Consider the following 19,079-nt stretch of genomic DNA (forward strand, 5'->3'; position numbering starts at 1 on the left):
TAAAAGTAGCCTTGTAGCTGCCTTAACTTTATTTTTTTTATTGATTGGGTGTAAAAATAAGCAGGAGCAAAAATCGCTTTTGTTGTATTGTGCAGCCGTAGTTAAACCTGCTTTAGAAGAAGTGGCAAAAGTGTATTATAAAGAAACAGGAGTGCAAATAGATTTGCAATACGGAGGCTCTGGTACATTATTGTCAAATTTAAGAATAGCAAAGCAGGGCGATTTATATTTGTCTGCAGATGCAAGTTATATGCAGCAAGCAATAAGGTATAACTTAATAAAAGAGAGTAAACCGTTGGTTGTAATTACGCCAGTACTTGCTGTTGCAAAAAATAACCCTAAACAGATAAGTAATATTACAGAAGTGTGTAAAGAGGGTATTAAATTTGGTATTGCAAATCCTGATGCAGCATCTATAGGTAGTGTTACAAGAAATATGCTATTACAATCTGGAGATTGGAATGTACTTAAAAATTGTATTTATGTACAAATGCCAACCGTATCTGATGTTGCAAATGCTTTAAAATTAAAGACCATAGACATTGGTGTTATTTGGGACGTTACGGCAAACCAATACAAAGAAATAGATACTGTAAAAATTAATTTTTTTAAAGAATATAAAGAGTATGCAACCATAGGGGTTTTAAAATCATCTAGTCAAGTAAAAGAAGCTTCAGAGTTTATAAATTTTTTAATTTACAATTCTAAAAGCAAGCGTGTGTTTAAAAAACTCGGGTATAATATGTCTAATTAAATTTATAGAATATTAAAAAAGAAAACCAACATATAAAACACAAAGTAAAGTCTAGCTTGCCATTTTATTTGGTAATGGGCATTGTGGCATCTACCTATATAATTTTAATATTGGCAATGGTTTTAGCCGATTTTTTTTATACCACACCAGGTCATATTTTTAATGCTTTAGCTAGTAAAGAAATTCAGTATGCCATAAAATTAAGCTTGCTAAGTAGTACTATTACAATGGTTTTAAGTGTTTTGGTAGCCATACCTATTGGGTATTTTATGGCGCGTTATAACTTTAGATTTAAAAAAATTATAGATGCTATTTTAGATATTCCTATTGTGTTACCACCATTAGTGGTTGGTTTAAGTTTGTTGTTGCTTTTTCAAACAACACTAGGGCAATTTATAGAAAGTCATTTAAGGGTAACTTATACCGTTTATGCGGTTGTTATAGCGCAATTTATGGTAGCTTGTGCATTTGCTGTGCGTACAATGTATGTTACATTCTCACAAATAAACAACAGACAAGAGCAAGTTGCATTAACTTTAGGATGTAATGAGAGGCAATCTTTTTTTTATATTTTGTTACCGCAAGCAAAAAACGGAATATTAACAGCTGCATCTTTAGCTTGGGCAAGAGCATTGGGGGAGTTTGGGCCTATTTTAATTTTTGCGGGAGCAACAAGAATGAGAACAGAGGTATTACCTACTACAGTGTTTTTAGAAATGTCTGTTGGTAATATAGAGGCTGCTGTTGCTGTGTCTTTAATAATGATAGCATCTGGATTTTTAGTCTTGTTGGTGGTTAGAATGTTTGGAACTAAAAAAAATGCACTTTAGCCTATGTTACAATGTATAGATTTAGAGATAGAGCAAGGCAATTTTAAGCTGCCTACTATAAATTTTAAGGTAGACAAAGGCGATTACCTAGTTTTAATGGGGAAAACGGGTAGTGGAAAAACAACGCTTATTGAAACTATTTGTGGCTTACGTAAACTTAAAAGTGGGCAAATATTACTAAATACAATAGACATTACTAATGAAGTTCCAGGGCAAAGAGAGATAGGGTATGTGCCACAAGACGGAGCATTATTTGTTACTATGACTGTGGCAGAGAATATTGGTTTTGCCTTAAAAATAAGAAAGTGGTCTAAATTAAAAATTAAAGAAAAAGTACAAGAATTAACGGCTTTGTTAGGTATAGAAAATTTATTAAACAGAACCGTTAACAACCTAAGCGGAGGAGAAAAACAACGTGTTGCTTTAGGTAGGGCGTTAAGTTTTGGTCCTCAAGTTTTATGTTTAGATGAGCCTTTAAGTGCATTGGACCAAGAAACAAAGGCAGAAATTATACTTTTACTTCAAAATTTAGCACAAAAGTTACAACTTGTAATTATCCATATATCGCACTCAGAAAGTGAGGCTAAAAAACTAGCAACTAGTATTTTAAGTTTAGGAGACGGTGGCTTGCAAAAGGTTAGTTTATAGACTGTTTTATTTTCTTATTTAAAACCCTAGCTGTAATGCTTATGGCATAAATAAATAATTCTTATTTTTGAAGCACATAAACTGTAGATAGTCATACTATTACACTAACCAAATATTTATGGATGACATTTTGATTAACATTGGCAGACAGCTAAAGCTGGCTCGCCAAAAAAGAAACTTGACCTTGCAGCAAGTTGCCAAGAGAACGGGCGTAAGTGCAGGGTTAATTTCAAAGATTGAGAACCTTAGGACAACTCCGTCTTTACCTGTTTTGCTAAAAATAATGCAAACATTACAGATAGAACTTTCTGAGTTAGAACTTTCTTCTAGTATTGATGGGGATTACATTCTTATTAAAAACGGAACAGGCGTTAAAGAGGATCGTGAAGATTCAGAACAATTAGAGTATACACATTTATTATCAAACTCTTCTAAAGGAGAAAGTATTCGTGTGTATTTAATTACCGTACAACCGCATGCAATTAGAAAACCAATTTCTACAAATGCTAATGAACTTGTTTACGTTTTAAGTGGTGCGCCAACTTATACGTTAAAAGGCAATGATATTACGCTAGATAGGGGAGATTTGTTGTTTTTTGATGGTACCGTAGCGCACGGTATATCTAATAGGTTTAATGAAGCTGCATTATTGCTAAAAATTTATTTATTACATTAATTAATGTAATTGTATAAAAGTAAAAAAACCTTCAGTTAATAGCTGAAGGTTTTTTTATGTTTCAAAGAGTACTGTTTTCTAGTGCTCTTTTTTCTTTTTACCAAAAAGCTTTTTAAACAAACCAATAATAGGTAAAGTTAAAAGTCCAATTACTAGTCCTAGTAAAAATTCTTTCAGCATAGCTGGTAATGGGATATCCTCTATTAGGTGGTGTAAAAATTCTATATTGTGTGCAAATACACCGCCAGCAACAGAAAGTAGAGCAAGTGTACCAACAACAGCTAAAAACTTTATAACCCACGGTAAAGCGTTTACAAGAAGTTTACCAAGCTTGTCAGAGAAGCTATCATCTTGTTCGTTTAGGTTTATTAGTTTTAAACCAAATTCATCCATTCTAACAATTAATGCAACAATACCATAAACACCAACAGTAGCAATAATTGCAATTACAGTAACCACCATTATTTGTGTAGATATAGGTTGGTCTGTAACTGTGCCTAGTGCAATAATTACAATTTCTACAGAAAGTATAAAGTCTGTGAAAATAGCAGATTTAATTCTCCCTTTTTCTAGTTTTTGTAATTCTTCAATAGTAATGTCTTCATCTAAGAGTTCATTGGTATCGTGTTTGTGGCCAGCTAAAAATTCATATATTTTTTCTGCACCTTCATAGGCTAAATACAATCCGCCTAGCACAAGAATAACAGTTACTGCAACGGGTATAAAAGCACTTAATAAAAAAGCAAAGGGAAGTATTATAAGTTTATTTAAAAAAGAGCCTTTAGTAATTGCCCAAAGTACAGGTAATTCTCTGTCAGATATAAAACCAGATGCCTTTTCTGCATTTACAGCTAAATCATCTCCAAGGATACCTGCTGTCTTTTTAGCTGCAACTTTGCTCATTACAGCTACGTCGTCCATAAGCGCTGCTATATCATCTAATAATGCAAAAAAACCTGATGCCATATGTGTCTATCTTTTTTTAAAAGTTTAAAAGTATACTTTTTCTTTAAACTGATGAAGTCACAAATATAAATCATTAAAATAAAGTGAAGTTTGTAAATGTGTTTCTTGTAGAGGTTTTATCTCCCCAAATTATAAGTATATCTATAAGCGCTGATAAATTGAAAAATAAAATATGTAATTATTAACCTGAAAATATTGTCTATAATTGTAACAAAGTTGTAGAAAGAGTCACTGCTATTGCATTCAGAAATAACATTAGTGAAAACACTAGTTTTATGTGTAGGGTTTAAAACGTGAATGAAGATACTAAACTTATTCCATAAGATATTTTGACATTCAGAATTAGCGAAATAAAATATGAGAGTAAATTGTGTTAATATGCAGGCTATTATTAGTATAAATGGTCTTGATATTGATAAGCCAAATTTATTGGAGTTGTAAGATAAAGAAAGTGGGAAAGATGCTTTTCTATTTTTATAATACCATATTTTCTCGAATGATTTGAATAATTTTTCATTTACAATGTCTTGGTTGTTACTGTAAAATGATTTGACTTTTATAATGAAGTTTCTTTTTTCTTCTAGATTATCTATGTCTTCAATGATGTTGTCATATGACCATTCAATATTTTCTAATTGAATTTTCTCTATTTCATTTTTAGTATAAAGAATTGAGCTAGTTTTTTGTTGTTGGCTTTTTCTTAGCCAAGCTATGATTTTATTATGATGAATAAATTTTATTCCTTTTAGTTTAAAATAGGAGGTAATAGTATTGTTACTTATCTTAAAAAATCCTTCTATTGTTTGACAAACCTTTAAAATTTCTAATACTTTTAAATTATTATTGTCAATTGTAATTTTATTACAAGACAAATCTAATATATTAAGTTTGTTTATTGTAGAAGTTGAAATTAAGATATTTTCAATTTTAGATTGTAATATTTTAATTTCATTGAGGTCTTTGATGTCTGAAATAGTTAGTTTTTTGGATTTTGAGTCTATTATACTTATGAATTCAGTCCTTGCAATTGTAGAGTTTGGTTTTATATTTTTAAGTGTTATTTCATCTGCATCGCAGTCAATATTTAAATTGTCTATTGCGCCTTCATCAATTAAAATATTTTCATATTTTCCATTCAAGATTATTTTTGAGGTTTTTATCTTATTAAGATTACAATCTAAATTTATTGATCCATTGTTAATATGAGATTTTATAACAAGTTCATTAATTGCATCTTTTTGCCCTAATTCATATAGGGTTAGACTAATTTTATTAATATTATGTTCTTTAGGAATTAAACGATCAATAAATTCCTTGTTGAGCTTTAATTCAAGTAATCTTAAATTATGACCTGCAGAGTCAGTAGATAGATTTAGTTCTAATTCGCTAATATTTTTTTCAAACTCAATATAGTACTTGAGTTTTAATTTGAAATTATTAAGGTAAATAAACTTGATGTATTCTTTATCTTTTGAACTGTATATTTTTTTTAGTTCAGTATAAATTTCTTGTGTTTTATGTTCTGGAAAAAAATCTTCTAAATTCAAAGCGCCGAATATTTAATATATAAAGCTAATAAATTGTTTTTAACAAAGATTATAAAAATTAATGATTTGTATGGATGGTTGACTTAGCTGAATGAATGGTATGTTTTTGTATAAAGTCGAATAGTTAAAAGAAGATTACAAAAGGTATAAAACCAAAAAAACCTTCAACAAATGTTGAAGGTTTTTGCGGTCTGGACGGGACTCGAACCCGCGACCCCCTGCGTGACAGGCAGGTATTCTAACCAACTGAACTACCAGACCGTGGCGTTTAGCGGTTGCAAATATACAGAGGTTATTTGGTTCCACAAAACTTTTTGAAAGAATTTTTAAATTTTTTTTAAAATTTTTGTCGCTCTACCATATACGTGTTAAAAACTGAAGCAAAATTTTCTGCAATATCAACAGCCACATATTTTATCTTGTATTGAGCGCACTTTAATTTGATGTCTGACAGATAAGAAGTTAGCTCTTTTTGGTATGCTTCTTTTACATTTTCTGCATACAAATCTATGTGCTGGTTGGTCTCTACATCTACAAAACGCTTAGGTGCATCATCAAAATTAAAAAAAAGTTCTTTTTCTTTATCTAGCAGATGAAAAAGTACAACTTCATGTTTATTATATTTTAAATGTTGTAGTGCATCAAACAATTTTTCGTCCTCTTCTTCGGTCTGAAACATATCTGTAAAAAGAAACACCAGACTACGTTTGTGCATTTTTTCTGCTATTTGGTGTAAATAGGTATATGTTTTTGTTTTCTGAGCCGGATTTTTATCAGTTACTACTTCACTCAACTTTGCTAAAAGCATTTGGTGGTGACGTTCACTACTTTTTTCAGAGGAATAAAAATTATAAGCATCAGAATAAATACTTAAACCAACTGCGTCTCTCTGTTTTTTTAAAATATTCATTAAGCCTGCAATAGCCAAAACACCAAATCCTATTTTATTAAGGTTGGTTACACTTAGTTTTTTTACTTCAGGATAATACATAGATGCAGAACTGTCTAAAATCATATGACACCTTAAATTGGTTTCTTCCTCATATCTTTTAGTGTATAACTTATCTGTTTTTGCAAAAAGTTTCCAGTCTATATGTTTTGTGCTTTCTCCTTTATTGTAAATTTTGTGCTCTGCAAATTCTGCAGAAAACCCGTGAAACGGACTCTTATGTATTCCGCTAATAAAACCTTCTACTACCTGCTTGGCTAAAAGCTCTAAGTTTAATAACGGTTGCGCATTTAAATTATCCTTAATGTTCATAAACCTACTTTTTTATAGTTTGCGCTCTTTTTAAGTCATCTGTAGTTTGTAAAAGTTTTTTTAACAGAATAGGATTAAAGTTAGGGTTTTTACTTAAAAAATCTTGTAATATTTGGTATGCATCTTTAGATGTGTACTTACCAATAGAACTTGCAAGCCAACCTTTAGGAAAAAAAATATCTCCTGTTAATTGTACTTCTTCTAACTTATTTAAACATTCTTTTAAATGTTTTTTACTTTCTTCTTGTCTTAACGGGTGGTGTATGTTTGCTAAAGCACTTTGTACCCAAGATTCTTTTTCTCTGTTTTTGGCATCAAATAAAGACACCATAAAGGCATCTCTTTCTTTAATATTGTTACTTAAAGATGGTTGTAACCACACAAACCTAGCAAGTTTATCTGGGTTGCTAATACGCTTTTCTTGCTCTTTTAAAATTTCTGTAGCCTTTGGGTGATTTTTTATAACTAATTCGCCAGCAAGACTGGTATAATCGTCTTCGTTTAAAAACAATGATGGTATGCTTATTTCTTTTTTCCAAAAAGCATATAATTTATCTATTGCTTTGTTTGATGTTGCAATTGATGTATAAAGGTTAAAAATAGTTTTTTTAAACGTTTTTGGTTTATCACTTTTTACAAGATTAAGTAAAGTATCTTCAGTACTAATTTGTATTTTTTCTTTGTTTTTTTCTGATAAAAAGCTCCAATACAAATCTCTAGTTCTTCCGGTAATATAATTAAGAATAAGTTCATTTTTTTCTGATGCTACTCCGTCTAAAAACACATTAAAAGCATCTAAAGCAGGTACTTTGTTATTTAAAAACACTTCGTATAAGTTTATATAGCTGTAACCACGAGCAGTAGCATCTTTTATGTCTTTTATTTTTGAAATCTTAGCCACATCAACCGGAAAAACTCCATATCCAAAACCGTTAGCGTTGTAAATAATTTGCAGTGGTTTTGCAAGTCCTATAGTTTCATTTAGCTGAAGATTTTTACCATTTATTGATGTATTTATAGTTTTTACACTGTCCTTATATACAAGTTGTATAGCAAAAGATTGTGGCCATACTTTATCTGTGCCATCCTCTGCCTTTTGCGTAATTGTAAAATTGGTTATTTTGTTATCCTTATAGGTAATACTATCTGTAAAAACTGGTCTGCCAGATTTGTTTACCCATACGTTAGACCATTGTTTTATGTCTACATCAGATTTTTTATCTAAAATAGAAACCAAATCGTTCCAATCTGCATTACCATTGGCATAGGTTTTTATATACTCTTGCATACCTTCTTTAAAAGCATCTTTGCCTAAAACAGTTTCTAGTTGCTGCATCATTATAGGTGCTTTGTTATAAATAATTCTACCGTATAAAGAGCCTGCATTTTTTAAATTGCCTAAATGTTGTTTAATAGGATTGGTGCCTTTTGTGCGATCTTCTGAGTAAGCACTAGGGTAGTGTGTCATCATAAATTTTAATTGATGATCTATATCAGGAAAAAGCGGATTCATAATTTTATCTGCCATAAAATTAGCAAACACTTCTTTAAGCCAAACATCATCAAACCATTGCATAGTAACCAAATCTCCAAACCACATATGAGATGTTTCATGAGCTATTAATTTAGCACGAGATAATTTCTGATTTTGAGTAGCATTTTTGTCTAAAAATAAATATGATTCTCTGTATTGTATTGCGCCTACGTGTTCCATACCGCCATATTGAAAAGGCGGAATACTGGCAAAATCCATTTTCTGAAAGGGAAAATTATACGCTGTATAATTAATTAAAAAGTCTAAAGACTGTTGGTGAATGTTAAACACCTCATTAGTACTCTCAGCAATTTTTTCTTTATTATTTTCTCTGTATAAAAAGCGCATATCAAAAGCCCCTGGATTTTTTATTTCCTCTGTAAATTTACCAGCAACAAAAGAAAACAAGTAAGAGCTCATTTTATCTGTAGTGTTAAAAATATGAGTGGTATACTCTTCTTTTTCTATTTTTTCTTTTTCAGTACCGCCACATAAAACTTTCCAATCTTTAGGAGCCGTAATAGTTAAGTTGTAATTAGCTTTTAAGTTAGGTTGGTCTAAGCAAGGAAATAAGGTGCTAGCTCTGTCTGGTACCAATAAGGTGTATAAAAACTCTTTGTTTCTGTTAAGTGATAACTCGCCAGCATTAAAAGAAATATCAATTTTATTTTCTCCTATAATTAATGCGTTTTTATCTATAATTAAATGCTCTTTGGTGTGGTTAATAGGTGTGTTTTTGCCGTTAACACTAAGTGTTTTTAAATGGTCTTTATTTTCATTGAAATCTAAAATAAGATCGTATTGTAAATTGGTAATGTTTGCAGTAATTGTTAAAGTGGTTGGTATTGGATCCTCTATATTTTTAGGAATTGAAAAATTTAAATCATAGTGCAAATCCTTAATTTGTTTTTTTCTGTAGTTAGCAAGATCAAAAGAAATGCCTTTTTCTATAGCTAAGGTTTTAGGTATTTCTTTGTTTTGAGGACAACCAACTAAGGTTAAGGCTAGTATAGTAAGGAGCGTAAATTTTTTCATAAAAAATAGAGGTAAGTAGTAAAAATAAAAAAGGGTTTGACAAACGCCAAACCCTTTTTTATAATTGTATGCTTTAGACTACAATAAAGCGTCTATTGCGTCTGTGTAAACTTGTTTTGGAGAAACACCAACTTGTCTGCTAACCATTTCACCATTTTTAAATACTAATACTGTAGGTATGTTACGTACACCGTATTTTGCTGCAAATTCTTGGTTTGCATCTACGTCTACTTTACCAACAACAGCTTTTCCTTCGTACTCAGAACTAACTTCGTCAATAATAGGACCAACCATTCTACAAGGACCACACCAAGCTGCCCAAAAATCTACAACAACTGGTTTGTCACTTTTTAAAACAACTTCGTCAAAAGTTGCGTCTGTTATTTCTAATGCCATAATTTTATTTTTTAATATTATACAAAGTTAGTCAAATAAATTCCTATTTCCTTAACAACGAACTATACCTATTATCTATTGTTCTATTAATTATTTTTATAACAGAACGTAAGGGGTATTGTTATTTTTTAATGTTTTAAAATTAATTGTAATTCTACGCCTAAGCAAATAAATTGTCTAATAAATGATCTTTAACCAAATTAGGAATAGTAACCTTAAGTTCTGGCGTTCTTTTCATTTCACGCTCTATGGCAAAAATAGCTTCTTTGTTACGAGCCCAACTACGTCTAGATATACCGTTATTTACATCGTAAAAAAGCATATTTTTTAATTTTTTTGATGCTTCTACAGAACCATCCAACACCATACCAAAGCCACCATTTGTAACTTCTCCCCAACCAACGCCACCGCCATTGTGTATAGATACCCAAGTTGCGCCTCTAAAACTATCACCAATTACATTGTGTATAGCCATATCTGCGGTAAACTTACTACCGTCATAGATGTTACTTGTTTCTCTAAAAGGAGAGTCTGTGCCACTAACATCATGGTGGTCTCTACCAAGTACAACAGGAGCAGAAAGTTCTCCTGTTTTTATGGCTTGGTTAAAGGCTTCTGCAATTTTTGCTCTACCCTCTGCGTCTGCATATAAAATACGTGCTTGTGAGCCTACAACCAGTTTGTTTTGTTCAGCTTCTCTAATCCAAGTAATATTATCTTGCATTTGTTGCTGAATTTCTTGTGGAGCTGTTATTTTAATTTCTTCCATTACTTTTAAAGCAATAGCATCTGTTTTTTGTAAATCTTCAGGTTTACCAGAAGAACACACCCAACGAAAAGGTCCAAAGCCATAATCAAAACACATAGGTCCTAATATATCTTGCACGTAAGAGGGGTACTTAAAATCTATATTGTTTTCTGCCATAACATCGCCGCCTGCACGTGATGCTTCAAGTAAAAAGGCATTACCATAATCAAAAAAGTAAGTGCCATTTGCAGTATGTTTATTAATTGCAGCTACTTGTCTTTTTAGAGACTCTTGTACTTTTTGTTTAAAGGCATTAGGATTGGTGCTCATTAACTCATTAGATTCTTCAAAAGAAATACCCACAGGGTAATAACCGCCAGCCCACGGGTTGTGTAAAGATGTTTGGTCTGACCCTAGATGAATAAAAATGTTTTCATCATAAAAACGTTCCCAAACTTCTACAATATTACCAATGTAAGCAATAGAAACAACCTCTTTACTCTCTTGTGCTTTTTTTGTTCTTACAACAAGTTCATCTATAGAATCTATTAAAACATCTACCCAGCCTTGCGAGTGTCTTTTAGTTGCAGCAGCTGCATTAACTTCTGCGCAAATTGTAATACAACCAGCAATATTACCAGCTTTTGGTTGTGCACCACTCATACCACCTAAACCAGCAGTTAAAAATATTTTGCCTGCTGAGGTTTCATTAGGTTTTAATACTTTTCTAAAAGCATTCATTACCGTAATTGTAGTGCCATGTACAATACCTTGTGGTCCAATGTACATATAAGAACCAGCAGTCATTTGTCCGTATTGCGTTACGCCAAGTGCATTGTATTTTTCCCAATCGTCTGGTTTGGAATAGTTGGGAATCATCATACCATTAGTAACAACAACTCTTGGGGCTTCTTTTGTAGACGGAAAAAGTCCCATAGGATGACCAGAATAAATGTGCAATGTTTGCTCCTCTGTCATTGTTGCTAAATACTGCATGGTTAGTACGTATTGAGCCCAATTTTGAAAAACAGCACCATTGCCACCATAGGTAATAAGCTCCTCTGGATGTTGCGCAACCGCAGGATCTAAGTTATTCATAATCATTAACTGTAATGCAGCAGCTTGTGGTGTTTTTGCTGGGTATTCTGATATTGGTCTGGCGTAAATATCATATTCAGGTTTAAACCTAAACATATAAATACGACCATAATTTTGTAGTTCGTTTGCAAATTCTTTTGATAATTCTGTGTGCCAAGCAACCGGAAAATAACGTAATGCATTTTTTAAAGCTAACTTTTTCTCTTCTAAAGAAAGAATGTCTTTTCTTTTAGGAGCGTGATTAACATCTTCTGCATATGCTCTTTTTGCAGGTAATGTACTAGGTATACCTTGAAGAATTTGAGATTTAAAATCCATTTTGATTTATTTTTATATTGAAATAGTTTGGAACTATCCTTTTAGATTAAAAATCTATTTTGGTTCCTTTTTTCCAAACGTAACTTGGTTTTAGTTGTCCTTGTAGGTATAAAATTTCTTTATAGTTTGATGTTGGAAAAGCAATAAAATCTGCCATAAACCCATTATTTAATGCACCTCTGTCTTTAAGACTTAAAGCAGCAGCGGCTCTAAAAGTAATACCAGATAAAACCTCGGCATTACTCAGTTTTTGAAAAGTTCCTAATATAGAAGCTTGTGTAAGTAAATCTCCCATTGGTGCAGAACCAGGATTGTGGTCACTTGCAATTGCAACAGCACCTCCAGCATCTAATAGTTTACGTGCAGGTGTAAAAGCACAGCCAAGGCCTATACTTGCTCCTGGTAAAGCAGTAGAAATAACATCGCTTTTTGCTAAAATTTTTATTTCTTCATCTGTACTAGCCTCTAAATGGTCTGCACTTACAGCATCATAATCTACAGCAACTTTACTTCCGCCAGTAGAAAACTGATCTGCATGTACTGTAATTGTAAAGCCCATTTCCTTTGCCTTTTTAAAGTAAGGTGCAATTACTTCTGCTGTAAATGCACCTTCTTCAATAAAAGCATCAATTCTGGTTGTTAAACGTTCTTCTTTTAAAAGGGGGAAAAGGGAGATGCTTATTTCTTTTAAGTACTCACTTGCGGTACCATTATAATCTTTAGGGTGCATATGTGCAGCCAAGCAAGTAGAAATTAAATCGGCTTTAATTTTATTGTCTACATTTTTAATAGCACGCAACATTTTAAGTTCTTCGTAAACAGACAAACCGTAGCCACTTTTTACTTCTATAGTTGTTACACCATTTTTTAAATGTTTATTTGCTCTTTTGGTAATACCTTCTTCTAATTCTAAAATACTAGCTTTTCTGGTTTGTGTAACGGTATCCCAAATGCCACCACCAGCTTTAGAAATTTCTAAATAGGTTTTGCCTGCATTACGCATAGCATAATCATTAGCTCTGGTGCCACCAAAACAAATATGTGTATGTGAATCTATAAAACCAGGCAAACAAACGCTATCGCCTTTAACTTCTTCTAGTAAAGTATTTTTAATGTCTATTTGTTTTAATAAGTCTTTGTACGGACCAACAGCAACTATAGTATTGTTTTTAACTATAATACCACCATTTTTTATGACTACCAATTCTTCATCTGTAACAGCTCCTTTAACGGCAATGCCTGTCATTGGTAATAGTTGTGTAAAAGGACCAATAAGTTTTTGTTTCATATTAGTAGTTTTCAAATTCGTTAGCAAACGGAATCTCCATTTCTAAATTTTCTCGTTCTTTTACCTCTTCAATAGCTTTTAAAATGGTTTGGTTTTGTATCATTTTTATTCCTGCTTCAATGTCTGTTGCAAAGACACGGTCTTTATCAGCAAAGGCAACTTTTTCTCTAATTTTTTTATGTACTTCTTCTAAAAATAAGCCCGATTTTAATGGCTTTCTAAATTCAAATGCCTGTGCAGCAGTTAGCATTTCTATGGCTAATATTTTTTCAACATTGCCAATTACTTGCAAAGCTTTTCGTCCGCCAATAGAACCCATACTTACGTGATCTTCTTGTCCTAAAGATGTTGGTATACTATCTGCGCTAGACGGAAAACAAAGACCTTTATTTTCACTAGCCAAGGCAGCGGTAGTGTATTGCAATATCATATAACCAGAGTTAATTCCGGTTTCATTCATCAGTAATTTAGGCACTCCAGGGCTATTACCTTCTAAAGCTAAGTATATTCTTCGGTCAGATATGTTACCAACTTCAGATGCTGCTAAACAAGCATAATCTAGTGCCATAGCTAAAGGCTGGCCGTGAAAACTACCGCCACTAATTGTTAGTTCTTCATCTATAATAATAGGGTTGTCTGTAACCGAATTTAATTCAATCTCTAACAATTCTTTTAAATGCAACCACGCATTTCTAGATGCTCCATGCACTTGCGGAATACAGCGTAAAGAGTAAGGGTCTTGTACACGATTGCAATTGGCATGATCCTCCATTATCTCAGACCCCTTAAGCAAACGTTTTACTTTTTTAGCAACATACAAATTACCCTTAAAAGGTCGTAATGCGTGCAGCTCATTATAAAATGGTTTAATTGAGCCTTGCAAACCTTCAATCATCATTGCACCAATAATATCTGCTTGGGCAAGGCAACTTTGTAATTTGTCTACCACTTTTACTGCATGTGCAGCAATAAACTGTGTGCCATTAATTAGTGCTAAACCTTCTTTAGGACCTAAGTCTAGGCTTTGCATTTCTGTTTTTTCAAACAAAGAAGAGGCCTCTATAACTTCACCTTTATAATCAACCTTACCCAAGCCAATTAATGGTAAAAATAAATGAGAAAGTGGAGCCAAATCACCAGAAGCACCAACAGAACCTTGAGCAGGCACAACAGGAATAGCATCAGTATTTATATGCCATAAAATACGGTCTAAAGTTGCTTCTGCTATACCAGAATACCCTTGTGCAAGACTATTCATTTTTAAGATAAGCATAAGTTTAGCAATCTCTTTATCTATTGGTTCTCCTACACCAACACTATGACTTTTTAAAATATTAGTTTGTAATATTTTTGTTTCTTCTTTAGATATTTTAGTAGTACATAAAGGGCCAAATCCTGTGTTAATACCATAAACTGGATCTCCTTTTTCTACAATGTTAGCAACAGTTTTACTGCTGTTTCTTATTTTAATACGAGAAAAATCTGAAATTAACCCTTTGGTAGTCCCTCTTGCAATTGAAAGAGCAATACCAGCCGTTAAATGATCTTCTCCAAAATTAAAAGTCTTAGGTGCGTTACGCATAGCATATATTTTAATACCATAAAATTATTGATTATGTTTGATGATTACCAATATCATATTTATCAATAATTAATAACTATGAGTTATCAAATAGAGTTGCGCCATTTTCATTATTTTTTAGCTGTTGCAGAAGAATTGCACTTTAGAAAAGCAGCAGAACGTTTATTTATATCACAACCCGGATTAAGTAGGCAAATAAAACAAATGGAAGAAATTCTGGAAACACAACTTTTTATCAGGAATAAAAAAAAGGTAACGTTAACAGCTGCCGGAGTTTACTTAAAAGATGAAATAGAATTTATTTTAAATCATTTAGAGTTAACAAAACGGCATATAAAATTGGTAAGTCAGGGTAAGTTTGGAGAGCTTAATATTGGTTTTTTAGGCTCTGCTATGCAAACTGTAATTCCTGATTTGTTATTGAAGCTAAAAGATGCTTTCCCAGAAATTAATACAAGTTTAGAAGAGCTCTCTAATAACGCACAGTTAAATGCAGTTTTAAAAGATGGTTTAGATATTGGTTTTGTACGTATGGTTAGGGTGCCAAAAGGTTTGTGTATTAAACCAGTATTTAATGATACATTTTCTGTGGTTGTCCCAGCAAACCATAATATTACAGCAGCTAATTTTAAAGGAATGAAACAGTTTGAAGGAGAAAACTTTATTCTGTTTTCTCAAGATTACAGTCCGTTGTATTATGATACAGTAATGAGTATTTGTGAAGATGCTGGGTTTACGCCAAAGGTGTCTCACAAGTCTGTGCATGCGCAAACTATTTTTACATTGGTAGAAAACAATTTAGGAGTTGCTATTGTACCTACTTCTTTGCAACAAGGTTTTAATATGAATGTAAAATTTATAGAACTTAAAAAAATACCACAACGAGCGGTATTGTCTGTTATTTGGAAAGAAGACAATAGGAATCCGGTTTTAAAGCATTGTATGCAGTTGTTGTTGGGTGATAAAAAATAGATATATTTGAAGTAAGTAATAACTCACAAATATTTTATGACTTTTTCAAAAAAAGAATTTTTATGGTTTTTAGGTACTGTATTAACATCATTTTTAACCTTAGTATTGATATTTGGAATTGATGGATTTAAAGCTGATGAAACAATAGATATAAATATTCACGATACTTATTTTGTTTTTTCAAATACTCCTTTCTTTTGGTTTTTAGGAGCTCTTATTTTCTTTGTTATTTATTTTTTTAGAATGATAAGGGGGAAATTCAAAAATGTATTTGTAGGCATTTTAGTTCTGTTATTTTGTTTGGGTTTAATATTGCTGTTAAGTAAAATTATTTATGTTGTTGATTCTTTATTACAATCGCCCATAGGCTTTTTAGGAAATGAAGATGATAAAGAAATTTCTCCAGTAGCTAAAATATTATCAGTCTTTACTAATGTACTCTTTGCAATTAAAGTTTTATTTTTACTTGTGCTATCTTATTCCGCCTACAGAATAGGTAAAACTAGAGGGTAGTTAAGTTTTATGTAAACTTCGATTAAATTATAATTTATGATTTTTGATATAATAAAGAAGAGGAGATCTGTATTTCCTGCACAGTATAATGATAAGCCAATAGCTAAAGAATTAATTGAAAAGGTTTTGGAGGCTGGTAATTGGGCACCATCTCACAAAAAAACAGAACCTTGGCGTTTTAAAGTAATACAAGGAGAAACTAGAGCAAAACTAGGAATGTTTTTGTCCTTAAAATATATGGAAAATGATCCTAAGCCTAAGCAGTTTAAGGTTGAAAAACTAATAAACAATCCGCAAAAGGCAGGAGCAATAATAGCTATTTGTATGCAGAGAGACCCTAATGAGTCTTTACCAGAATGGGAAGAAGTTGCGGCAACAGCAATGGCTGTACAAAATATGTGGCTTACCTGTACAGATTTAGGGATAGGTAGTTATTGGAGTTCTCCTGGTTTAATAAAACATATGGGAGAATTTTTTGCAATGGAGGAAGGGGAAGCTTGTTTAGGTTTCTTTTATATGGGTTACACAGATGATGAATTACAAGATGGAGAAAGAGGAGCAGTTAAAGATAAAACAACTTGGCTGTAACTATTAGAGTTCCTTAATAGTAATGTAGAGTTGCTGAATAACCGCACTCATTTTATTTATGTTTAATGTTTCAAGAGAATCCTTATTTGTGTGATAATTCTTGTTGCGGTAAAAAGAGGTATTGGTGATCATAACTGCTGGGTAATTTAAATTCCAGTAGTTTAAATGATCCGAAAAATCTACGCCAGTAACAAGAGAAGAGCCTTTAAAAGATACGGTAGGTATCAGTTTCTGTTTTTTCATTAAATTTTCAATTTTAGCACCAAAATTGCCGCTTTTTTCATTTTGAACGACAGTTATAAAATTAGCACGATTGCCATAAATGGTGCTCATCTCTTTAATTGGGTAGGTTTGTGTGTTGGGTTCGTCCTTGTAATAACCAATCATTTCTAAGCAAATCATACCTTTTACGGTTATGTTGTTTTTCTTTAAGTAATTTGCATGCACATAACTTCCCATTTTTTCAGTTCTAAAAAAAGGAGGTTCTTCTAAAGTATAGGCAACAAAATCTATTCTATAATCAAGTTTCTCTTTGGATAACAAACGTGCTAATTCTAATAACCCAGCAACACCACTTGCGTTATCATCAGCACCTTCTTGATTGCCATAAACATCGTAATGGGCACCAATAATTAACCGTTCTTTATGTTCAGTACCAATAGAGGCAAGAACATTTTTATAAGTTTCATTCTTAGCTTTATATTCTTGGTAAGCGGTAGTGTCGCACACCTTAGCAAGTTCAACTTTAATGTAGCTAGCAATTGAGTTAAGAGTTTTTATGTTTTTATAATTCCTGCTATTTTGTGTTTTTGTAATTCTTAGCAAGTCTTTCTTAATACGTACTGTATCTATATTAGATGTAGTTTGGGTGCCGTTCCTTGTTTGTGCGCAAGAAATTAAAGAGGTAAGTAGTATAAGTGTTGATAGTATTTTTTTCATACGTATAATTTTAACTATAAAAAAACGGAAACAACTCTTCACTGTATTCCCATACTTTAGAAATAAACAGTCCTATATATACTATAGCAACCATAAATTTTAAAAAAGTACCAGTTAAAAAGCCAATAAAAGAACCAAAAGCAGCTTTAAATGCTGTTTTTTGGTCTGCTTTGTTTAATAACTCGCCAACCAAAGCACCTACAAAAGGCCAAACTATAATACCAAATATACCAAGTACAGGGAAAAATATAGAAACTAGTAAACCAACAGTTGTACCTATCATACCTGCTTTTGTACCCCCAAATTTTTTAGTTCCTATTGCAGGGATAATATAATCTAAGGCAAAAACTATTAGCGCTACAGCTAAGGTTATGCCAAGAAAAAGCCAGTCGTTTGGTATGGCTTTGGTTAAATAAAGAACAAGCAAGCCCAACCAACTAATTGGAGGACCTGGTAAAACAGGTAAAAAACTACCAATTATACCTGTTAACATTAGAATAAAACCAATTACCAAAAGCGCTATATCCATTCTTTATTTTACTTGTTTGACGAAGATAACAACAATTTGTTACAAATTTTTCACCTAAAATATTAGTTTAAACTAAAATATTAGTTATATTAGCATGAGAATATAAGATAAATAGTACTAAATTTATATTCACAATATTCTAGAATATACATAAAATAAAAGAGAATGAAGCAGTTAACTAAGGCGGAAGAAGAGATTATGCAGGTGTTATGGGAGTTAGAGAAAACGAGCGTAGCAGATGTAATAGAGAAGTTGCCAACACCAAAGCCAGCATACAATACAGTATCTACTATTGTACGCATTTTAGAAAATAAGGGGTTTGTAGGTCACGAAAAGTTGGGAAGAGGTTATTTGTATTTTCCGTTGATAAAAAAGGCAGATTATAGCAACCAGTCTATTAACAAATTAATGGAGGGTTATTTTCAAGGTTCATTTAAAAGTATGGTATCGTTTTTTATGAAGAAAAATGATATGAGTTTAACGGAATTAGAATCTATTTTAAAAGATATTAAAGAAGACGATAAAAAATAATATTTATGATACAGTATATAGTTTTAGTAATTACATTTCAGTTGTTGTTTTTAGCAATTTATGATTTGTTTTTAAAGAAAGAGACTTTTTTCCAGAGCAACCGAGTGTATTTAATAGCTACGTTTTTAGTGTCTTTATTTTTACCCTTTGTAAAATTGCCTGTGTTTAAAACTGTAGTATCACAACAATATGCAGCCATTGTTTTAGATGAAATTGTATTAACAGCAAATTCATCTCAGGCTACAGAAGAGAGCAGTTTTCCTTGGCTTAAAGTGTTATTTGTAATTGGAGCAGTAATATCATTTGCTTTGTTTGTTTATAAAACT

Annotated in this window: 18 protein-coding genes, 1 tRNA gene and 1 pseudogene; 9 read left to right on the plus strand and 11 right to left on the minus strand. The window is 32.0% G+C overall.

Features of this window, described 5'->3' with window-relative positions:
- Positions 1-82 precede the first annotated feature (82 nt).
- From modA to ABJD66_RS14080, 4 genes are all read left to right on the plus strand, one after another.
- A complete protein-coding gene (modA, locus tag ABJD66_RS14065; RefSeq protein ID WP_348132754.1) occupies positions 83-754 on the plus strand; it encodes a molybdate ABC transporter substrate-binding protein in 672 nt (223 codons plus the stop codon).
- A gap of 74 nt (positions 755-828) precedes the next feature.
- Entirely contained in the window at positions 829-1,584 is a 756-nt protein-coding gene (locus ABJD66_RS14070; RefSeq protein WP_348132758.1) for an ABC transporter permease, read from the plus strand.
- A 3-nt stretch (positions 1,585-1,587) separates the two neighbouring features.
- A complete protein-coding gene (locus ABJD66_RS14075) occupies positions 1,588-2,232 on the plus strand; it encodes an ATP-binding cassette domain-containing protein (protein WP_348132761.1) in 645 nt (214 codons plus the stop codon).
- Between the two features lie 118 nt (positions 2,233-2,350).
- Positions 2,351-2,908, plus strand: coding sequence for a helix-turn-helix domain-containing protein (locus tag ABJD66_RS14080; protein ID WP_100894840.1), 558 nt, complete (start codon positions 2,351-2,353; stop codon positions 2,906-2,908).
- 78 nt (positions 2,909-2,986) lie between these two features.
- On the opposite strand, the gene ABJD66_RS14085 is transcribed toward ABJD66_RS14080, so the two are convergent.
- The 9 genes from ABJD66_RS14085 to hutH form a co-directional block, all read right to left on the minus strand.
- A complete protein-coding gene (locus tag ABJD66_RS14085; protein WP_348132764.1) occupies positions 2,987-3,874 on the minus strand; it encodes a DUF808 domain-containing protein in 888 nt (295 codons plus the stop codon).
- Positions 3,875-3,990: 116 nt separating this feature from the next.
- The gene (locus tag ABJD66_RS14090; protein ID WP_348132767.1) at positions 3,991-5,421 is read right to left on the minus strand and encodes a hypothetical protein; all 1,431 of its coding nucleotides are present in this window, start codon (positions 5,419-5,421) and stop codon (positions 3,991-3,993) included.
- A gap of 187 nt (positions 5,422-5,608) precedes the next feature.
- Positions 5,609-5,682 (minus strand) — tRNA-Asp (locus ABJD66_RS14095).
- A gap of 76 nt (positions 5,683-5,758) precedes the next feature.
- A complete protein-coding gene (locus ABJD66_RS14100; protein ID WP_100894842.1) occupies positions 5,759-6,682 on the minus strand; it encodes a DUF58 domain-containing protein in 924 nt (307 codons plus the stop codon).
- Between the two features lie 4 nt (positions 6,683-6,686).
- Positions 6,687-9,251 carry a M1 family aminopeptidase gene (locus tag ABJD66_RS14105; protein WP_348132771.1) on the minus strand — a complete coding sequence of 855 codons (2,565 nt, stop codon included), beginning with the start codon at positions 9,249-9,251 and terminating at the stop codon, positions 6,687-6,689.
- Positions 9,252-9,329: 78 nt separating this feature from the next.
- A complete protein-coding gene (gene trxA / locus ABJD66_RS14110; RefSeq protein WP_100894844.1) occupies positions 9,330-9,647 on the minus strand; it encodes a thioredoxin in 318 nt (105 codons plus the stop codon).
- Between the two features lie 160 nt (positions 9,648-9,807).
- Positions 9,808-11,811, minus strand: a complete 2,004-nt coding sequence (locus ABJD66_RS14115) for a urocanate hydratase (RefSeq protein WP_348132774.1) — start codon at positions 11,809-11,811, stop codon at positions 9,808-9,810.
- Positions 11,812-11,857: 46 nt separating this feature from the next.
- Positions 11,858-13,099 (minus strand): imidazolonepropionase, encoded by a 1,242-nt coding sequence (gene hutI, locus ABJD66_RS14120; protein ID WP_348132777.1) that lies wholly within the window; start codon positions 13,097-13,099, stop codon positions 11,858-11,860.
- A gap of 1 nt (position 13,100) precedes the next feature.
- Entirely contained in the window at positions 13,101-14,681 is a 1,581-nt protein-coding gene (gene hutH / locus ABJD66_RS14125; protein WP_348132780.1) for a histidine ammonia-lyase, read from the minus strand.
- A gap of 78 nt (positions 14,682-14,759) precedes the next feature.
- On the opposite strand from hutH, the gene ABJD66_RS14130 reads away from it, so the two are divergent.
- Genes ABJD66_RS14130 through ABJD66_RS14140 form a run of 3 tightly spaced genes read left to right on the plus strand, consistent with a single transcriptional unit; the run spans position 14,760 to position 16,754 of the window.
- Positions 14,760-15,653, plus strand: coding sequence for a LysR family transcriptional regulator (locus ABJD66_RS14130; RefSeq protein WP_077399165.1), 894 nt, complete (start codon positions 14,760-14,762; stop codon positions 15,651-15,653).
- Positions 15,654-15,689: 36 nt separating this feature from the next.
- A complete protein-coding gene (locus ABJD66_RS14135; RefSeq protein WP_348132784.1) occupies positions 15,690-16,166 on the plus strand; it encodes a hypothetical protein in 477 nt (158 codons plus the stop codon).
- 36 nt (positions 16,167-16,202) lie between these two features.
- On the plus strand, positions 16,203-16,754 hold the full coding sequence (locus ABJD66_RS14140; protein ID WP_348132787.1) for a nitroreductase: 552 nt from the start codon (positions 16,203-16,205) through the stop codon (positions 16,752-16,754).
- A 3-nt stretch (positions 16,755-16,757) separates the two neighbouring features.
- Here ABJD66_RS14140 and ABJD66_RS14145 read toward each other — a convergent pair whose 3' ends face one another.
- Complete coding sequence (locus ABJD66_RS14145) at positions 16,758-17,693, minus strand: M28 family peptidase (RefSeq protein WP_348132790.1); 936 nt, start codon at positions 17,691-17,693, stop codon at positions 16,758-16,760.
- A gap of 10 nt (positions 17,694-17,703) precedes the next feature.
- A complete protein-coding gene (locus ABJD66_RS14150; RefSeq protein ID WP_348132793.1) occupies positions 17,704-18,222 on the minus strand; it encodes a DUF456 domain-containing protein in 519 nt (172 codons plus the stop codon).
- 165 nt (positions 18,223-18,387) lie between these two features.
- Here ABJD66_RS14150 and ABJD66_RS14155 point away from each other — a divergent pair, with 165 nt between their 5' ends.
- Entirely contained in the window at positions 18,388-18,753 is a 366-nt protein-coding gene (locus tag ABJD66_RS14155) for a BlaI/MecI/CopY family transcriptional regulator (protein ID WP_100894852.1), read from the plus strand.
- 5 nt (positions 18,754-18,758) lie between these two features.
- A pseudogene (locus tag ABJD66_RS14160) lies at positions 18,759-19,079 on the plus strand (energy transducer TonB); the annotation flags it as partial.

The organism is Cellulophaga sp., from assembly GCF_039943695.1.
Lineage (GTDB): Bacteria > Bacteroidota > Bacteroidia > Flavobacteriales > Flavobacteriaceae > Cellulophaga.